Here is a 17,943-nt window from a genome sequence, read left to right on the forward strand (position 1 = left end):
CGGCTTTTTTCAGGAATTGCCCTTCTTTGGAAAATTATACCCTTCTTTTTCGTTGTTTATGCAGCTTCTGCCGTTCCTTCGCTGATTTTTTTTGCGGCAAGGCCAAGATTGCCACAAAACTGTCATTATATATTGACGCAAATGTGATAAACTAAACATGTTTATTCTACATATTTTTTGGATTTGGAGGAACTTGCGATGAACGTGCCAATGTTGGATTTAAGCGAACAGTATGAACAATTGAAGCCGGAGATCATGCGCGTATTGGATGAAGTGATGCGCTCCTCTCGCTTTATTTTAGGAGATTATGTCAAAAAGCTAGAAGCAGATATTGCCGCCTACAGCCGGGCTAGACATGGGATCGGCTGCGGCAACGGAAGCGATGCGATACATATTGCTTTGCAAGCGGCCGGCGTCGGGCCGGGCGATGAAGTCATCACGACGGCGTTCACCTTTTTCGCGACGGCAGGATCGATTGCGCGGGCCGGCGCCAAACCGGTGTTTGTCGATATCGATCCGGTGACGTTCAACATCGATCCAGCGAAAATTGAAGCGGCGGTGACGGAGAAGACGAAAGCCATCATCCCGGTGCATTTGTACGGGCAAATGGCGGATATGGAGGCGATTGCCGCGATTGCCAAGCGGCATGGATTGGTTGTCATCGAGGACGCCGCCCAGGCGATCGGCGCGAAATACAACGGGAAATGCGTTGGCGAGCTGGGGACGGCGGCGACGTACAGCTTCTTCCCGACGAAAAACTTGGGCGCCTACGGGGATGGCGGCATGATCATTACGAATGATGACGAACTGGCCGAAAAATGCCGGGTCATCCGCGTTCATGGCAGCAAGCCGAAATATTACCATCATGTACTTGGCTACAACAGCCGCCTCGATGAGATGCAAGCGGCGATTTTAAGCGTCAAATTCCCGCATCTGGATCGGTGGACGGAACAGCGGCGCAAGCATGCGGCGACGTATACGCGCCTGCTCGAGGAGGCGGTCGGCGACCTTGTTGTGACGCCGAAAGAAGTCGATGGGCGCTATCATGTGTTCCATCAATACACGATTCGAGCGCCGAAGCGAGACGAGCTGCAAGCGTTTTTGAAAGAACAAGGGATCGCGACGATGGTGTACTATCCGCTGCCGCTGCATTTGCAGCCGGTGTTTGCTTCGCTCGGGTATAAGGAAGGGCAGTTGCCGGAGGCGGAAAAAGCGGCGAAAGAAGCGCTGTCGCTGCCGATGTTCCCAGAGCTGAAAGAGGAGCAGCAACAGTACGTCGTGGAGAAAATTGCGGAATTTTACCGTCATTCCGCTTGATCGTCCAACCGGCCAAAGGAGACGTCACTTGCGCACAGCAATGGCGTTTTCTTTGGCGTTGGATCATTTGTTTTGTTCACAACACTTTGTTATTTTATGATAAGGGATGGTGGCCGGATTGACGGCGGAAAAACGACCGTTTGTGCTATACGAATATTTGCGCTTTTTTTGGCAGCGAAAATGGTGGTTTCTTCTCGTTCCGCTTGCAACGATCGTTTTGACCGTCATCGCAGGGCGGTTTTTGCTGCAGGGGGAGAAGTATACGGGGAAAGCTGTCGTGTTTACCGGATCGATTGACGTAAAAGAGTTGACGGATCCGAAAAATATAGAAGCGAAGTTTCCTGAGGTGAAAAACTTGGATGTCGTCGTTCCTGAGGAACAGTACGTGCAAATCACTGTCAAAGGCGACGATGAACAAGACGTGAGTCGAGAATTGAAGCTTGTTGTGTCGGAATACAGTCAGGAGCTCAAGCGCCATTCGCAAGAGCGGATTGATGTCACCACGAAATACTTGCATGCGCTGGAAGAACGGGAGCGCGCATTGCAGCAAAAAGTCGATTATTATAGCGAACAAATACAGTCGGGCCGCTTGAATCCAGAACAGCTCAATGACATCAGCGACTTGTTGGTCGAGTCGGAAAACAACTTGACCGAAGTGATGGAGCGCGTCAATCGCATCCGCGGCAATCTTGTCTTTTACGAAAAACCGGCCGTGTTGTCGGAAACGGTGGCGAAATCGAAAACGTATACGGGGCAGCTGATGGCCGTCGGCCTTGTCCTCGGCCTGTTTTTGACGGTCGTTTGGCTCGTGCTTTGGAAGTATATATTGGACGCGAGGAGGTACTATTCTTCATGATCCGTTTTGCCATTGTCGGCATGGGGCATATCGCCAAAAAACATATCGATGCCATTGAAAAGGCGGACGGCGCCGAGCTGGCGGCAGTGTGCGACACGAATCCGGAACGTTTGCGCGACGTGTCGGACGTTCCTGTTTACACTGATATGGAGACGATGTTGAAGGAGAACGAACAGATCGATGTCGTCAACATTTGTGTTCCGTCTGGATTGCACGCGCGGCTGGCCAAGCTGGCGGCCCGCTATCGCCGTCATATCATTGTGGAAAAGCCGATGGCGCTCCGTGTGAGCGACGCCGAAGAGATGATCCGCGCGGCGAAAGAATACGACGTGAAGCTCGCGGTCGTTCATCCGAACCGCTTTCGTCCGGCTATTCGGAAGCTGAAAGAGGCGATGGAGCGCGGGATGTTCGGAAAACTGAGCCATGCGAACGCCACGGTGCGCTGGAATCGAAATCAAGCCTATTATGACCAGGCGGCGTGGCGGGGGACGAAAGAGTTTGACGGCGGCGTCCTGATGAATCAAGCCATTCACAATTTGGATTTGCTGCTTTGGCTGATGGGGCCGGTCAAGGCGGTGCAAGCGATGGCGGCGACCCGTCTGCGCAAGATTGAGACGGAAGATGTCGCGGCGGCGGTCGTCGAGTTTGAAAGCGGGGCGCTTGGCGTCATTGAGGCAGCGACGACGATTTATCCGCAAAACTTGGAGGAATCGATCGCCATTTTCGGCGAAACGGCATCAGTGAAAATCGGCGGCCGGACGGCCAACTTTATCGAAACGTGGGAAGCGGAAGGCGTCAGCGAGGAAGAACGGGCAAAGCTCATCGATGAGATCAACGCCGACCCGTTTGGCAAGCCGGGGCACCAATGGATCATTGAAGATATGGTGCAAGCGATTCGCGAAAACCGCGAGCCGATCGTCACTGGTTGGGACGGATTGGCTCCTGTTCGGCTGATCGAAGCGATTTTGCGTTCGGCGGAAACGGGGACAAGAGTGCAACTATCTGAGTAGAAAGGAATGAGAGGAATGAACTACGCGGAACGGCTGTTGCAAAAGTTTGAGAAACGCGACGCGGTCATCGGCGTGGTCGGGCTTGGCTACGTCGGGCTGCCGCTGGCAGTCGAAAAAGCAAAAGCAGGGTTTCATGTCATTGGCTTTGACATCCAACAAAGCCGCGTCGATCAAGTGAACAATGGGATCAACTACATCGGCGATGTCGTCGATGAAGATTTGCATGAGATGGTCAAACAAGGGCGGCTTGTGGCGACGACCGATTACGCCCGGATCGCGGAAGTCGATGCCGTGGCGATCGCGGTGCCGACCCCGCTCGATGCGCATCACCAGCCGGATACGTCCTACGTTGAAAACTCGGCAAACGAAGTCGCCAAATACGCCCATGAAGGGATGCTTGTCGTTTTGGAATCGACCACCTATCCAGGCACGACGGAAGAAATCGTGAAACCGGCGCTGGAGAAAAAGGGGCTCGTCGTCGGGGAAACGGTGTTCGTTGCCTATTCGCCGGAGCGGGTTGACCCGGGCAACAAGCAGTTTAAGACGAAAAATACGCCGAAAGTCGTCGGCGGCGTGACAAAGACGTGCACGAAAGTGGCAGCGGCCATGTATCGAGCCGTGCTTGAAGGCGATGTGCACGAAGTGTCGAGTCCGGCGGTGGCGGAAATGGAGAAAATTTTTGAAAACACGTTTCGCCATATCAACATTGCGTTAGCGAACGAAATGGCCATTTTGTGCGAACGGATGGGCATTGATGTCTGGGAAGTCATCGATGCAGCGAAAACGAAGCCGTACGGATTTATGGCGTTTTATCCGGGGCCGGGGCTTGGCGGCCATTGCATTCCAATCGACCCGTTTTATTTGACATGGAAGGCGCGCGAATACAACTACCATACGCGCTTGATCGAGCTGGCCGGAGAAATCAACAACGCAATGCCGGAATATGTCGTCAACCGCGCGATGCTCATTTTGAACGAAGAAGGGAAGGCGCTGCGCGGTTCGAAAGTGACGGTGCTCGGCGTCGCCTACAAAAAAGACATTGATGATGTGCGCGAATCGCCAGTGTTGAAAATCGTCGAGCTGCTCGAGCAATACGGAGCGGAATTTGCGGTCGTCGACCCGTATGTTCCGTCGTTCCGGGCGTGCAACCGGGTGATTGAGACGGTCGAGCTGACGCCGGAACTGCTTGCACAGTCAGATCTTGTCTTGATTACGACGGATCATTCCAACATCGACTATGAAATGGTCGCTCGTCACAGCCGGGTCGTGTTTGACACACGCAATGCTATGAAAGATGTGTCGAAACCGGCAAAATACGTCAAATTGTAAGCGAAGGAGACGAAACCATGAACGTTGTCGATCCCTCTGTTGTTTGCGGTGAACGTGTCGAAATGGGCCATTTCACTGTCATCGAGGCGAATGTAAAAATCGGAAACGACGTTAAAATCGGACATCGCGTCACGATTCACGAAGGAACCGTCATCGGCGACGGCGTGACGATCGCCGACGGAGCGGTGCTCGGCAAACCGCCGAAGCCGGCGAAAACGAGCACCGTCAAGCTGTCGGGCGAGCTGCCGCCGCTTGTCATCGGCGACCATTGCACGATCGGCGCCAACGCTGTCATCTATCGAGGAGCAGTGATCGGCGCCTACACATTGATCGCTGATTTGGCGAGCGTGCGCGAAAACGTGCACATCGGCCAATATGTGATCGTCGGGCGCGGGGTGTGCGTCGAAAACCACGTCCAAATCGGCGATCGGACGAAAATCCAGTCGAACTCCTACATCACGGCCTACACAACGCTCGAAGACCATGTGTTCATTGCTCCGTGCGTCACGACGACCAATGACAACTACATGGGGCGGACGGAAGAACGGTTCGCCAAAATCAAAGGGGCGACCGTCAAGCGCGGGGCGCGCGTTGGAGGCGGAGCGATTTTGCTGCCGGGCGTGACGGTGGCGGAAGAGACGTTTGTCGCCGCTGGGGCGCTCGTCACAAAAGATACGGAACCGAGGACGGTCGTGAAAGGATTCCCGGCGCGCTTCAGCAAAATGGTCGACGAGCGGGAGTTGTTATAAATTGTTCTCGGCATTCAAGCGTTTAGGAGCGGATTCGCTCCTTTACGCGTTTATGAACGTCGGCACGAAGCTGATTGCCTTTTTGATGCTGCCGATTTATACAAGCTATTTGTCAAAGGCGCAGTACGGGGCGGTCTACTTGATCGACCAATGGACGTCGATGCTGACATTTCTCGTCATTTTCGGTACGGATTCGGCGCTCTCTTTTTACTATTACGACACGGACGACAAAGAGAAGCGCCTTTTGTATGTGCGCAACGTCATGTACTTCCGGCTGTTTGTCGTCGCCATCTTATTTTTGGCTGTCGTTTTGGCCGGTCCGTGGATCGCAGGCGCGCTGTTTCAAGAACCTCGCTATGTCGATTTGCTGTACATCAGTATCGCGACGTTGCTGCTCGATACGATTTTCGTCATGGCGACGACGGTGCTGCGGTTTGAATTTCAGACGAAAAAAGTCGTGATTTGGACGCTCGTGAAAATGCTGCTTGTCTCTGTGCTGTCGTATGCGGCGCTCCGGTGGTTCGCGGCGACGCCGGAAGGGCTGCTCATCGGCCGGCTCGTGAGCAGCGCGCTCGTGTTTTTGTTGATGCTGCATTTGACCGTAAAGTATATGGTGTGGCGCGTGCGCTTTGACGTGTTAAAGGAGCTGCTTGCCTACGCCGCCCCGCTCGTGCCGACTTCGCTCGCCTTTTGGGTGATCGCCAACGTCAGCACGTTTTTCATCCAACGGTTTGCGTCGTTGGAGGAAGTCGGGGTGTTTGGGGTTGCCTTGCGTCTCGCGACCGTGATCACGCTCATCACGAGCGGCGTGCAGATGGCGTGGCGTCCGTATTCGATGTCGATGAAAGACCGGCCGGAAAGCCGTGCGCTGTTTGCGAAAGTGTATATGGCGCTTTTGCTCATTGGAGCGTTTGGGCTGCTTTTGATCGCCACGGCGAGCCCGTGGCTTGTGGAAACCTTTTTCAAACCGGAATATCGCGATGCAGCGTCCTATATCCCGTTTTTATCGGCCGTCACGTTTTTGAACTTTTATTATCTGATTGTTTCCACCGGCTTGTTTTTGACAAAGGAAACCGGCTATATTTCACGGGTGTTCACGCTAGCGGCGCTTCTTCATCTTGCGTTGAACGCCGTTTTGGTGCCGCTTTGGCTCAGCTGGGGGGCGGTCGCGGCCAGCCTCATGACGTATATGGTCGCTGTGGCTTTCATTTTTCGCAAAAGCCAGCAAGTGTATCCTGTGCCAGTGTCATGGAAAAAGATGGCTTTGGTTTTGGTCGGCACATTGCTCGCCCTCATCGTCATCGTCTACGTTCAGCAGGCGCCGCTTGCTGACGGCTGGGTGCTCGCTGGTTGGGGCTTGTTTGCCGCCACGCTCTTTGCCAGCCGGGTTGATCGTGATTTGCGCCGTCCGGTGCGCACGATCGAGGATGAAAATGCGCAAAATACTTGATAACCGCTCATCTGATCTAGGAGGTGTTTCGGATGAAAATCGCCACCGTGTTAGGCGCCAGACCGCAGTTTATCAAGGCTGCTCCCGTCTCGCGCGTCTTGCGGAAACAATATACCGAAGTGCTGATCCATACCGGGCAGCACTATGACCCGAATATGTCGGCCATTTTTTTTGAGGAGTTGAATATTCCGACGCCTGACTACTATCTTGGGGTGGGTTCAGGCAGCCATGGAAAGCAAACGGGCGAAATGCTGATGAAAATTGAAGAAATTGTCATGCAAGAAAAACCGGATTATGTGCTCGTCTATGGCGATACGAACTCGACGCTTGCCGGCGCGTTGGTCGCTTCGAAGTTGCACATTCCGGTCATCCACGTCGAAGCCGGGCTGCGCAGCTTCAACAAGCAGATGCCGGAAGAAATCAACCGCATCATGACGGATCATGTCTCCGAGCTCTTATTTTGCCCAACGGAGACAGCCGTGGAAAATTTACGAAAAGAAAATATTACGCGAAACGTCTGGAATGTCGGCGACGTCATGTATGACGCCATTTTGTACAACAAGGAGCTCGCACAGCGCCAATCGACGATTTTGGCTGATTTGTCGCTGGCGGAACAATCCTACTACTTGATTACCATTCACCGAGCGGAAAATACCGATGACCCCGACAAATTGAAAGCCATTTTGGCTGCTTTTGCGGACATCGACGGGACGAAAGTGTGGCCGATTCATCCCCGGACGCGGCATAAGCTTGAAGAGTACGGCTTGGACGCTTCGGCGATTCCAGGGCTTCGGCTGATCGATCCGGTCGGTTATTTGGACATGCTTCGGCTAGAGAGCGGCGCGAAAAAAATCATCACCGATTCAGGCGGCGTGCAAAAGGAGGCGTATTTCTTGCGCGTGCCTTGCGTGACGGTGCGCGAACAAACCGAATGGGTGGAAACGCTCAAAGGCGGGGCGAACATCTTAACCGGCACGGACCGCGAGAAGATCGTCGCGGCGGTCCACAAGGAAGTCGCCCCTGTTTATGCGGACGTCTTTGGCGATGGGCATGCGGCGGAGAAAATCGTGGCGGCGATCGGACAGCGATAAGGGTGCGTCGGCATGTTGGACGTGTTGATTGGGTTGATTGTTCTTGTCGCCTCCACCTTGATGTTTCGCTATGCAGCGGGGACGCTTTCATGGACGGCGCCGAATCTCGTGTCGATTGTGTACTATTACTCGTTCCTTCTGTCGAGCTTCATCGGCGCGCTGCTGATCGCATTGGGAATGGATGATTACTACATGATTCGCAAGTTGTTTCGGCCCGAGGAATACCGGCAGATCGGGTTTTTCGTCGTCAGCTTCGTTATGATCGTGTTCCCGCTGTCGATGGTGGTCGTTTCAAGGCTGTGCGGATTTGAAGCCAGGCAGGAGTTTCGCGCCTATTTGCAAAAGCCGCTTTCCCCGTTGGCCGGAGCGACGGGCAGCCAAGTGTTTTATGCGTTTTTGGCGCTGTCGCTGCTCAGTTTTGCCGCCATTGCGTATATGATTTGGAAAACGCCGACGATTCCGGTGTTTGCGCTCTTGACAGGGACGGATGAGAGCTTGGCTGCGTTGCGCATTGAGGCGTCGCGCCATTTTGCCGGAAACGTGCTCGTTCGCAATATTTTTGCCATTACGCTCACGCCGCTTTTGTCGTTTATCGCTTATTTGTTTGCCGAGCTGACGCACGAGTGGCGGTGGAAGCTGCTGTTTATCTGTCTGTTTGTCGGGGCGGTGTTCGTCAATGTGTATGATTTGGCCAAATCGCCGATTTTCTTTTATGTGATGATGTTTTTCCTCATTCGCATTTACATTGGAAAAACAAGGCTGTCGGCGGTGAAACTGGCGCTGTATGGGGGAGTGGGGGCGGCGGTGCTCGTCGGCATGTACATCGTCATTCAAGGGGTGCAAGATGCCACGACCTTTTTGTCTTACAACAAGGGCCCGATCGGCCGCATGATTTTGGCGCAAATCGCGCCGACGTTTCTTCATTTGAATTTGTTCGGCGAAGCGCTGCCATTTCTTTATGGAAAAAGCTTGCCCTCGATTTTAACAGGGTTGTTTGACGTCGAGAACGTCCGCTCCGCCCGCCTCGTGATGGCGCACGTATTCCCGGAGCGGATCGAAGACGGGACAGGAGGAGTGCTCAACACGCTTTTTGTCGCTGAGGCGTATGCGAACTTCGGCTACGTTGGAATCGTCATCGGCACGCTCTATGTCGGCGTTGTGACGCAGCTGTTGTACATTGGGTTTCTACGTCTTCCGAAAAATCCTTTGTTTTTAAGTTTGTTCGTTTATTTTTCCATTAACATCCCCCGTACCCTTGTCGGTGGGTTCACCGATTTTTTGTTCAATCCGACCTGGGTGCTGATCGTGGCGTTGTTTGGCGGCATGGCGTTATGGCTGCGGGTGCAGGGGGACTTACGGGCATGGTTTGCAGCGAAAAGGCGAATCACGGATGAGGGATGAATGATGAAAACCGTATTGATTTATTACCCGTTTTCACTCGCCGCGGAACGAAACAGCGGGTCCAAGTTGCGGCCGTATGAAATGCATCAGGCGTTTTTGCGTTGGGGAGCGAAGGAGGGAGTGGACGTTCTTCTGATCGCTGGCACGTCCGCCGAGCGGGAAAAGCAATTTCAAGAGCTCCGCAGTCAAGGCAAGCTCGATGATGTCTGGTTTTGCTATATGGAAAACCAGACGATTCCGCTTTGGCTCACTGACCCAGGACACCGGCCGCAGCGTCCGTTCGTCGATCGGGATGTGCTCCGCTACTTGAAAGCCCGCAACGTTCCGATCGGCGTCTTTTACCGCGACGTCTATTGGAAGTTTCCTGATTTGTATCCGCTCCGCGGTTGGAAAAGAGCGGCCATGCAAATGATATACCGTTGGGAAGAACGGTTTTATGAGCGGTACTGCGATGTCATCTTTTTGCCGAGCCTCGAAATGGGAACATACGTCGCGATCCGCCGCCCGATGGTCGATTTGCCGCCGGGTGGGAAGCAAAAGCCGTTTCAGCGGTTCGGGACGGCGAAACAGCCGCTGAATGCCATTTATGTTGGCGGCATCAACAATGCCGACTATGGGCTTTTGCTCCTGCTTGAGGCGATTCGCTTGGCAAACCGCCGCAAGCCGCTTGTTTCGCTCACCGTCGTCTGCCGAAAAGACGAGTACGAGCGGCAGCCGCTTGCGGTGAAAGAAGAGCTTGCCGCCTTGCAAGTGCGCGTCGAGCACGTCAGCGGCGAAGCGCTCGACCGTTTGTATGCGGAGATGGATTTCGCCTTCATCCCGCGGCGGCGGAGCGAGTACAATGATTTTTCCGTTCCCGTCAAGCTGGTTGACTATCTGTCGAGCGGCCTGCCGATTGTCGCCACCGCTTGCTCAGCGCAAAAGCGGTTGATTGAAGCGGATGGGTACGGCGTCATTTGCGACGACAACCCGTCGTCGATGGCAGAAGCGATCGCCAAGATGGCGGACATGCTCGAGGAGTGCCGCTTGCGCATTGAGCAGACGTTTATGGCGAAACATTCGTGGGAAGCGAGAGTGGAAAAGGTGAAAGAAACGTTGGTGGGGGGCCTCCGATGAAAGTCGCCTTATTGGCTCCAAGCAAATCGATCCATACGCATAAGTGGGCCCGCTTTTACCAAACGCAAGGCATCGATGTGAAAGTCGTGACGTTTAAAGACCATTACGGGCCGGAGCAAGCGAAAGAAGTCGAGACAGTCGTGCTGCCGAAATGGCTGCCGGGGAAGTTGTCGTATTTTTCCACTGTCTTTTCATTAAAGCGGCTGCTCGCTTCGTTTCGACCAGATATTTTGCACGCCCATTATGCCTCCAGCTACGGGTTGATCGGGGCGCTTGCGGGGTATCATCCGTTTTACGTCTCCGTCTGGGGGCGCGACGTGTATCAGTTTCCGAATGCCAATCGTTGGAACCGACGGATGCTTGAATATACATTCCAGCGTGCGGATGTCATTTGTTCGACAAGCCGTGTGATGGCGAAAGAAACCGGAAAGTATACGGACAAACCGATCGAAGTGACGCCGTTTGGTGTTGATGTCGCCCGCTTCAAACCGTTGCCGAAACAGCCGAAACGGACCGTGACGATCGGCACGGTGAAAGCTCTTTCCGACAAGTACGGGATCGCCGATTTGATTCGGGCGTTTGCCATTGTGCACGAGCGGCATCCGCAAACGGAGCTGTTGATCGTCGGCGACGGGCCGCAGCGGAGTGAATACGAGGAGCTGTGCGCCCGCCTCGGCATCCAATCCGTGACGACGTTTGCCGGCAAAGTTCCGAACGAACAAGTGCCGCTGTATATCAATCAAATGGATATTTTCGCCGTGCCTTCGACTGAAGACAGCGAAAGTTTTGGCGTTGCCGCCGTCGAGGCGATGGCGTGCGGCGTTCCCGTTGTCGTCTCCAACGTCGGCGGGCTGCCGGAAGTCGTCCGTGAGGGAACAACGGGGTTGATCGTGCCGAAAAACAGTCCGGAAAAGCTGGCGGAGGCGTTCGAACGGCTGCTGCTTGATGAGAGGCTGCGGCAACGAATGGGGGAAAACGGCGTCAACCATGTCCATGAACATTACGATTGGACGGAAAATGCGATGCGCATGATCCGATTGTATGAGCAAACGTTGAAAGGCGGTGGAGGGAGTCGATGAGGAACAAAGCCGTCATATCAGCCGCCGCGGTTGGTGCTCGTTTGTTGCCGAAAGCGGAGGCTAAGTCGCGAAGCCGGCGGCTTTCCGTTGGCAAGCTCATGATGACCGTCGGTTCGCGGCAACGATTATACATCCAAGGACAGCGGGACGATGCCAGGGGGGCGTTTCCCCTTTTCCACGCCTCGTTTGCGCTCGCCTCTTGGCGCTCGAAATGGAACGTTCGTTTGCGATTTTTTGGGAAAGTGGTGTGGAGCGGACGATGAGGATCATGTACCTATGCCAACACTTCCCGCCGGAAACAGGCGCACCGCAAATTCGTGTGTATGAGGTGAGCAAGGAGCTGATCAAACGGGGGCATCAAGTGGAAGTGCTCACGGCGTTCCCGCATCACCCGCACGGCGTCATCCCCAAGCCATACCGCGGCCTGTTTTATTTGTTCGAACAATGGGACGGCATTCCCGTTCATCGGACATGGATTTATCCGTCGCCAAAGGGGAGCTTTTGGAAACGGCTCGCTTCGTATTTTTCGTTTACGTTCAGCTCGTTTTATTCGCTGCTTGTGAAAGCGAAGCCGACGGATGTGATCATTTGCAATTCCCCGCCGTTGTTTTTAGGGATCACCGGGTACGTGGGCGCGAAGTTGAAACGGGCGAAGTTTGTTTTCAACGTCGCCGACATTTGGCCGGAATCGGCCGTTGAGCTCGGCATTTTGAAAAATCGGCTGTTCATCCGAATGGCGAGATGGCTCGAGCTGTTTTTATACCGGAAGGCGTGGAAAATCGCCGCCGCGACGGAAGGCATTCGCGATTATATGATTGAGCAAGGGAAGGCGCCCGAGGATGTCTTTTTATTGCCGAACGGCGTCAACACGGATGTGTTTCGCCCGCTGCCGAAAAACAAGAAGCTGCTTGCGGAATTAGGGCTCGAAGGAAAAGTGGTGTTTACGTACGCCGGAACGATGGGATACGCCCAAGGGCTCGATTCGGTGCTGCGGGCGGCGGCCATCGTCAAAGCAAAAGATGAACGGGCGCATTTCCTGTTTGTCGGCGACGGCCAAGAGCGAGAAAAGCTGATGGCGTTAAAAGAAGAGCTCGGCCTTGACAATGTGACGTTTTACGGATCCGTTCCGGTTGAGAAGATGCCAGCGATTTTCTCCATCACCGATTACAGCATCGTTTCGCTGCGCAACATCGACTTGTTTAAAGGAGCAAGGCCGTCGAAAATTTTCCCGGCGATCGCCACCGGAACCCCGGTGCTGTATTGCGGCGAAGGGGAGAGCGCTGAGATTTTAGAAACATATCATTGCGGAAAAATCGCTCCTCCAGAAAATCCTGAACAGATCGCTGCAGCGGTTCTCGAGTTGCTTTGCCTTCCGAGCGAGGAATACGAAAAGATGGCGGAAAATGGGCGCAAGTTGGCGGTGGAGCAATACTCATGGATTCGCATTGTCGACGATTTGCTTCACGCCCTTGGCGATGAAACAAAACGCGAATCCGTTTGGCCGACGGAACAATAAAAAAGAAAAGGGTGTCCCGCTCATAAGCAGGATGCCCTTTCCTTTATGTGAAAAGCGGCTATGTTTCCATTTGGAAAGATATTTTCCGACCGCGTCGGGAGTGTTGGAATGCGAGTGATGTTTTCCTTCACAATCGTCATGCTTTCACTCGAACGAGACTTCCGCCCCGCGGAAGTAATGCTCTAAAATTTGCTCCGCCGTCCATCCACGCTCGGCAAATGCTTTTGCTCCGTATTGGCTCATGCCGATCCGGTGCCCCCATCCTTTTCCAGTGACAGTGATCGAGCTAACCCCTGACGGCGAGGCGGAAAGCGGCACGATGCCATCCGTTGTTTGCACCTTGATTCCTTCGACGCCGGCGAGCGAAACGGTTCCGCTCCCTGTTTGGACGGAGTAAGATGACAAGGAAGAGGCGGCGATGTTGCCGCTGGCCGTTTGAATCGACACGGATGGACCGCTTTTTTGCACTTGAATGTCAAACCAGTTGGACGGCAAGATGCCGTAAAATTGATTGCCGTCTAGCGGGAACAGTTTGCGGATGGTCGTTTCATTGCCTTTCACCGTTTTTTCGCCTGCCGAGGTTTCAATCGTGACGGCACCCACTTCTCCGTTCGCGCCGGTTTTGGCGATCGAGACGTCGTATAAAACAACCGATGGATCGGTGAACCCGAACGAACGCAGCAGCACAGCTGGGGAGAAGATGAATGACCATCGGCTGTACGGCGATGATTCATACGGGTCATCGACGCTCGCCAAATATGGGTAGGCGGTTTGCGACGAGTTCCAGACGTCGCTTACATTGGCGGTTCTGCCGCCGCTTGTCGAGTGGTAATACGTTTCAATGATACTGCCATTATATTTCAGATACAATCCTCTTGTTGCATCCACTGCCGCGTTCGATCGTGGAGATTCTCCATCATATCCTTTATACGTCTGTGTGTTTGGATTGGTCGTCAAACTTGTTTTATGTTTATAGGCATAGTTTCGGGCCGCAATGGCTTGCGCCTTCAGCGCTTCGAGCGGCCAAGAGGCGGGCATCTCGCTCGGCACGACTCCTTTTAAATAATCTTCCATATCTAAAATATTGACAGCATACAAGACGTTGCTTTGCCGGCGAATGTCGACGCTGCCGCGATAACGGGTTTGATTCACTTTCACAAGCGACAACGGCGCAGCGCCGATCGTTTCTTGAATGGTAAATCCGGTGCTTGAAAAATCCGTCTTTCCATTGTACGTGACAAACACGGTCGAAGAGGAAGACTGAAATGTCAGATTTGTCCCGCTTGGCAGCGGGGTGATCGTCAACGTCTCTTTATTGACGATTTGATAGTTTCCTTCGACGGCGACTGTCACCGATGTCCCTTTATATAAAAGGACTTGCACGGGATTGTTGTACGTTTTCACCCCAGCGGCGTTCGACGCGGAAGGAGAGACGATGAGCAAAAACAGGCCGACGGCCAACCACGCCAATTTTTTCACCGTCTACTTCACCTCACCAAATTCAGCGGCCATCCAACCCCGACGCCCATCAGACAGTTGCACGTTGTACCATTTCTCCCCTTTGCTGTTGGTAAACGGCTGAATATAGACCATCTCTGTCCCTTTTGGAACGGTCGCAATAATCGGATAAGAAGTCGTCGCTCCTTTTCGAATATTGACCGCGGCCGTGGCGATGACGTGCTTGGTGCTGTCGCTGCTGACGGCGGATGTCGAGACATCGCCGGAATAAATCCAACCTTTCAACGATGAGGAGAGGATGATGTTGTACCACAATCCTTGGGAAGTAAGGTGCGCCCCGACCACTTGCAGTGAAGCCCCTGCCTGTTTATAAGTGATGACGCGGTAGCTCGTTGACGCTCCGCTGCGGACGGCCGCATTGTTTTTCACTACATAGACGACAGAAGGCAAAGAAGGCGAAGCGGGTTTGCTGGCAAGTTGTTGTTGAAGTTGTTGAATTTGTTGTTGCTGGGCGGCCAGTTGTGCTTTCAGGTTGGCAATGTCGTTTTTCATCGGGTTGAGCTGGGAAGTCACCCAGTCGACGCTCGCTAACACGACTTCTTCCGATGCTTTCATCGCCGATGGCGTAAACAAGAGGGCGCCTGCCGTCATTCCGACCGCCAGGCTGGCAGCAACGGCCCATTTGGCTTTTCGTTTCATCATGTTCATCTCCCCCGTTTTTGGATATGGAAAGAAAGGAGAATAATAGCTTTCCTAAAAGGCCGGTGAAAAACAACGGATTCGCTCGGTTCATGAGGAATCGCAAGGAATGAAAACGCGATGCTGCCATGTTTCTCAGTTTGACGAACTCCGTCGTAAAGCTTTGCAATCCGTTGCATTACCGGCCTTCTCATGCTATTATTCTCCGAACGCGAACAAACTAGAATTGGCTGAAATACTCTTCCAGTCCTTCGCGAATGCCGACGGCCGCTTTTTGGCGGAACGCTTTCGTTTTGAGCAGCGCCTCTTCATTTGGATTGGAGATGAAGGCGAGCTCAACGAGAATGCTCGGCAGCTCGTTTTTCCGGTTGACGTAAAAGTCTTGCGTTTTATGGCCGCGGTCATATGTTCCGAGCTGTTGGACAAGATGTTTTTGCACGATGGCGGCCAACTGCTCGCTTTTTGGCCCATTGAAGTTGCTCGATACGTTGTAGTACGTTGTCGTTCCGCGAGATGTCCGCGAGTACGAGTCGGCGTGAATGCTGATAAAGGCGTCGTAGTCGGAACTGTTGGCGATCCATGTCCGTTCAGACAGCTCCAAAAAGATGTCGGTGCTTCGCGTCAATTTCACGATCGCTCCGGCCCGCTCCAATTCTTCTTTTAGCAATAAGGCGGTGTCGAGAGTAATATCTTTTTCCCGCGTGCCGCCAGGGCCGATCGCCCCGGTGTCGTGCGCCCCATGCCCTGCGTCAATGATGATTTTTTTGCCCTTGAGTCCGGTCTCGAGAATTTTCAGCGCCAATCGGTCGCTGTAATGGCGAAGGGTGAACGTGTACCCCGGTTCAAAGGTGATGGGCAGGCTGCTGCCGTTCCACTCCACCGTTTGTATGCCTGGAATGTCGGTCGACGGGACTTCAGCGTAGGAAAACGAGCCGGTGATTTTCAGACGATTGCCCGGCAACAACGAATAGGAGACGCGGAAATTAGAAGTTTTTTTCCACGTCAAATAGGCATCTTCGTTGATGGTCGAAAACGTCGGTTCAACGAGACTATTTAAGGCGACGGTAGAGGTGCTTGATTCCTCCACCCATCCGCGGACGCCATTGGATGTTTCGACATTCAGCCATCCATGATATTCGTAAAGGACAGCAAGCCGCTCATTCGCTGCCAACGCCTTCAACGATTGATAGTTCGAAGATGCACCTCGGCGCAGCGGAGTGCCCGCCTGTTTGACGTATACGTAGGATGGGGCTTTTACTTCAAACACCGGCATCCATCCCGTTTTCCCCGATGCAGAGGTGACTTGCACCCAGTCGAACGGAGATGCTTCTGTCGTCTTCAAAACCGTGACCGTTCGGTTTTTCGCAATCCGCTCGATGACGGCGGCGCTCAACGAAGGTTCGGCAAACAGCGCCGCATTAGCGGTTGTCACCTGCTTTTGCATCCCCTGGCTGGCTGGTGGGGAAAGGTAGGATTTGGTTACGACCGTCTCGTGCACCCAGCCGAGCGTTTTTCCATTGAGGGACACTTTGTACCAAAGCGCTCCCGACGCATCTTTGGCGCTTGACAGGCTGTTCAGTTTGGTTCCTTTTTTCAGTTGGGTGACGACTTTTGCTTTTAAAGATGGAGCTTGCCGCACATTGGCGACCGAAACGCTGACCGTCAGCGGCTGGCCTGAGACGCTGGACGTATCCGAGACACCGCTTGGAACCGACATGGTTGATGACATCGTCAACACTTTTTCCGACACCCATCCCCGGACATGTCCGAGATCAACGCGGCACCAAAGTTCCTGACCATTTGTGACGAACAAATCGATCACTTTGACAGATTGACCGCGTGACACTGTGGCGACGGCGCGGTAATGGACGCTCGCCCCGCGGCGAACCGGGGAGGACTGCACAACGTTCATGAATGTCGGCAAAAGTGTCGGAAGCTGTTTGGGTATGTAGATCTGTTCCGTTTTCACCCATCCTTTGACTCCCGCCCACTCCACACGCACATACTGTTCCCCGAGCGAATTGGTGAACTCGGCAATGATGGAGACGACATCGCCGTTAGACAGTGTTTTGACGACCGGATAGTAAGGGGATGCCCCCTTGCGCATCGCGATGTCGTTGGCGGCGATCACCGCACGCTTTCCGACGAGCATGGAAGGCGGTTGGTTGGAAAAGCTGTCCGCACGCGTCCAGCCGGTGACGCCTCCGTACTCGATGCGGTACCACGTTTCACCATAGGCATTTTGAAACTCGTCTATGACTTTCACTTGTTGGCCAGCGGGAATCGAACCAACGGACCGATATGAATCGGTTGCCCCTCTTCTCAGCAACGAGTCTTGCTTGGCGAACATCACGTTAGGGAAGGCGGAAGAGACATGCGCTTCAGAAAAGTCGTCTGCCCGCGCCCAGCCCGTGATGCCCTTATATTCGATGCGATACCACGTTTCGCCAGCAGCGTTTTGGAACTTGTCGATGACCTTTACTTGTTGGCCAGCGGAAATGGATTCGACGATTTGATAGGAATCCGTCGCTCCTCTCCTCAGCAAAGCGTTATGCTCCGCGACCATGAGTGTCGGTGAGGATGAGGACGGACTTCCATCGGCGGCCAAGGCGGCCGACGGCCACAGCGGGCAAGTCGCCAACAAGACGGAAAGAAGCGTTTTTTTCAAGGATTCGATCCCCCCTTTTTTCTCAAGTTTGCGTTTTCTATACTATCATAGCGAATTTTTCCGTTTTATCCAACCCGAATTCAGTCCTATTATGAGAAAAAATGAAAAGTTTTGTTGAAAAAGAGAGAAAAAAAGCAGAGGACATGAAAAGTTGTGTTCTTTCATCATCATTGCGGCATGATATACGCTGTAAATGGAAAAAGG

15 protein-coding genes are annotated in these 17,943 nt (G+C 53.5%); 12 read left to right on the forward strand and 3 right to left on the reverse strand.

Features of this window, described 5'->3' with window-relative positions:
• The first annotated feature begins 198 nt into the window (after window positions 1–198).
• From CWI35_RS12110 to CWI35_RS12165, 12 genes are all read left to right on the forward strand, one after another.
• Entirely contained in the window at window positions 199–1,317 is a 1,119-nt protein-coding gene (locus tag CWI35_RS12110; RefSeq protein ID WP_011232638.1) for a DegT/DnrJ/EryC1/StrS family aminotransferase, read from the forward strand.
• A gap of 118 nt (window positions 1,318–1,435) precedes the next feature.
• Window positions 1,436–2,173, forward strand: coding sequence for a GumC domain-containing protein (locus CWI35_RS12115; protein WP_031206184.1), 738 nt, complete (start codon window positions 1,436–1,438; stop codon window positions 2,171–2,173).
• A complete protein-coding gene (locus CWI35_RS12120; RefSeq protein ID WP_011232636.1) occupies window positions 2,170–3,183 on the forward strand; it encodes a Gfo/Idh/MocA family protein in 1,014 nt (337 codons plus the stop codon). The genes CWI35_RS12115 and CWI35_RS12120 overlap by 4 nt, the downstream gene beginning before the upstream one ends.
• 15 nt (window positions 3,184–3,198) lie before the next feature.
• Window positions 3,199–4,512 (forward strand): nucleotide sugar dehydrogenase, encoded by a 1,314-nt coding sequence (locus CWI35_RS12125; protein WP_020278880.1) that lies wholly within the window; start codon window positions 3,199–3,201, stop codon window positions 4,510–4,512.
• Between the two features lie 17 nt (window positions 4,513–4,529).
• Entirely contained in the window at window positions 4,530–5,261 is a 732-nt protein-coding gene (locus CWI35_RS12130; protein ID WP_119877804.1) for an N-acetyltransferase, read from the forward strand.
• Between the two features lies 1 nt (window position 5,262).
• A complete protein-coding gene (locus CWI35_RS12135; RefSeq protein WP_044744258.1) occupies window positions 5,263–6,711 on the forward strand; it encodes a lipopolysaccharide biosynthesis protein in 1,449 nt (482 codons plus the stop codon).
• A gap of 32 nt (window positions 6,712–6,743) precedes the next feature.
• The gene (gene wecB, locus CWI35_RS12140; RefSeq protein WP_011232632.1) at window positions 6,744–7,802 is read left to right on the forward strand and encodes a non-hydrolyzing UDP-N-acetylglucosamine 2-epimerase; all 1,059 of its coding nucleotides are present in this window, start codon (window positions 6,744–6,746) and stop codon (window positions 7,800–7,802) included.
• A gap of 12 nt (window positions 7,803–7,814) precedes the next feature.
• Complete coding sequence (locus CWI35_RS12145; RefSeq protein WP_119877805.1) at window positions 7,815–9,203, forward strand: O-antigen polymerase; 1,389 nt, start codon at window positions 7,815–7,817, stop codon at window positions 9,201–9,203.
• Window positions 9,204–10,319, forward strand: a complete 1,116-nt coding sequence (locus tag CWI35_RS12150; RefSeq protein WP_119877806.1) for a glycosyltransferase — start codon at window positions 9,204–9,206, stop codon at window positions 10,317–10,319.
• Complete coding sequence (locus tag CWI35_RS12155) at window positions 10,316–11,398, forward strand: glycosyltransferase (RefSeq protein ID WP_014196795.1); 1,083 nt, start codon at window positions 10,316–10,318, stop codon at window positions 11,396–11,398. Before CWI35_RS12150 ends, CWI35_RS12155 begins: the two co-directional genes overlap by 4 nt.
• A complete protein-coding gene (locus CWI35_RS12160; RefSeq protein WP_119877807.1) occupies window positions 11,395–11,661 on the forward strand; it encodes a hypothetical protein in 267 nt (88 codons plus the stop codon). The genes CWI35_RS12155 and CWI35_RS12160 overlap by 4 nt, the downstream gene beginning before the upstream one ends.
• Window positions 11,658–12,914, forward strand: a complete 1,257-nt coding sequence (locus tag CWI35_RS12165; protein WP_119877808.1) for a glycosyltransferase family 4 protein — start codon at window positions 11,658–11,660, stop codon at window positions 12,912–12,914. Before CWI35_RS12160 ends, CWI35_RS12165 begins: the two co-directional genes overlap by 4 nt.
• 144 nt (window positions 12,915–13,058) lie before the next feature.
• Here CWI35_RS12165 and CWI35_RS12170 read toward each other — a convergent pair whose 3' ends face one another.
• The 3 genes from CWI35_RS12170 to CWI35_RS12180 all read right to left on the reverse strand — a co-directional run bounded on the left by CWI35_RS12170 (window position 13,059) and on the right by CWI35_RS12180 (window position 17,739).
• A complete protein-coding gene (locus tag CWI35_RS12170; protein WP_042379194.1) occupies window positions 13,059–14,393 on the reverse strand; it encodes a SpoIID/LytB domain-containing protein in 1,335 nt (444 codons plus the stop codon).
• A 3-nt stretch (window positions 14,394–14,396) separates the two neighbouring features.
• Window positions 14,397–15,074: an SH3 domain-containing protein gene (locus CWI35_RS12175; protein WP_014196792.1), complete on the reverse strand. Its 678-nt coding sequence runs from the start codon at window positions 15,072–15,074 to the stop codon at window positions 14,397–14,399.
• 217 nt (window positions 15,075–15,291) lie between these two features.
• Entirely contained in the window at window positions 15,292–17,739 is a 2,448-nt protein-coding gene (locus CWI35_RS12180; protein WP_119877809.1) for an SH3 domain-containing protein, read from the reverse strand.
• Window positions 17,740–17,943 lie beyond the last annotated feature (204 nt).

Source organism: [Bacillus] caldolyticus (assembly GCF_003595605.1).
Classification (GTDB): Bacteria; Bacillota; Bacilli; order Bacillales; family Anoxybacillaceae; genus Geobacillus; species Geobacillus thermoleovorans.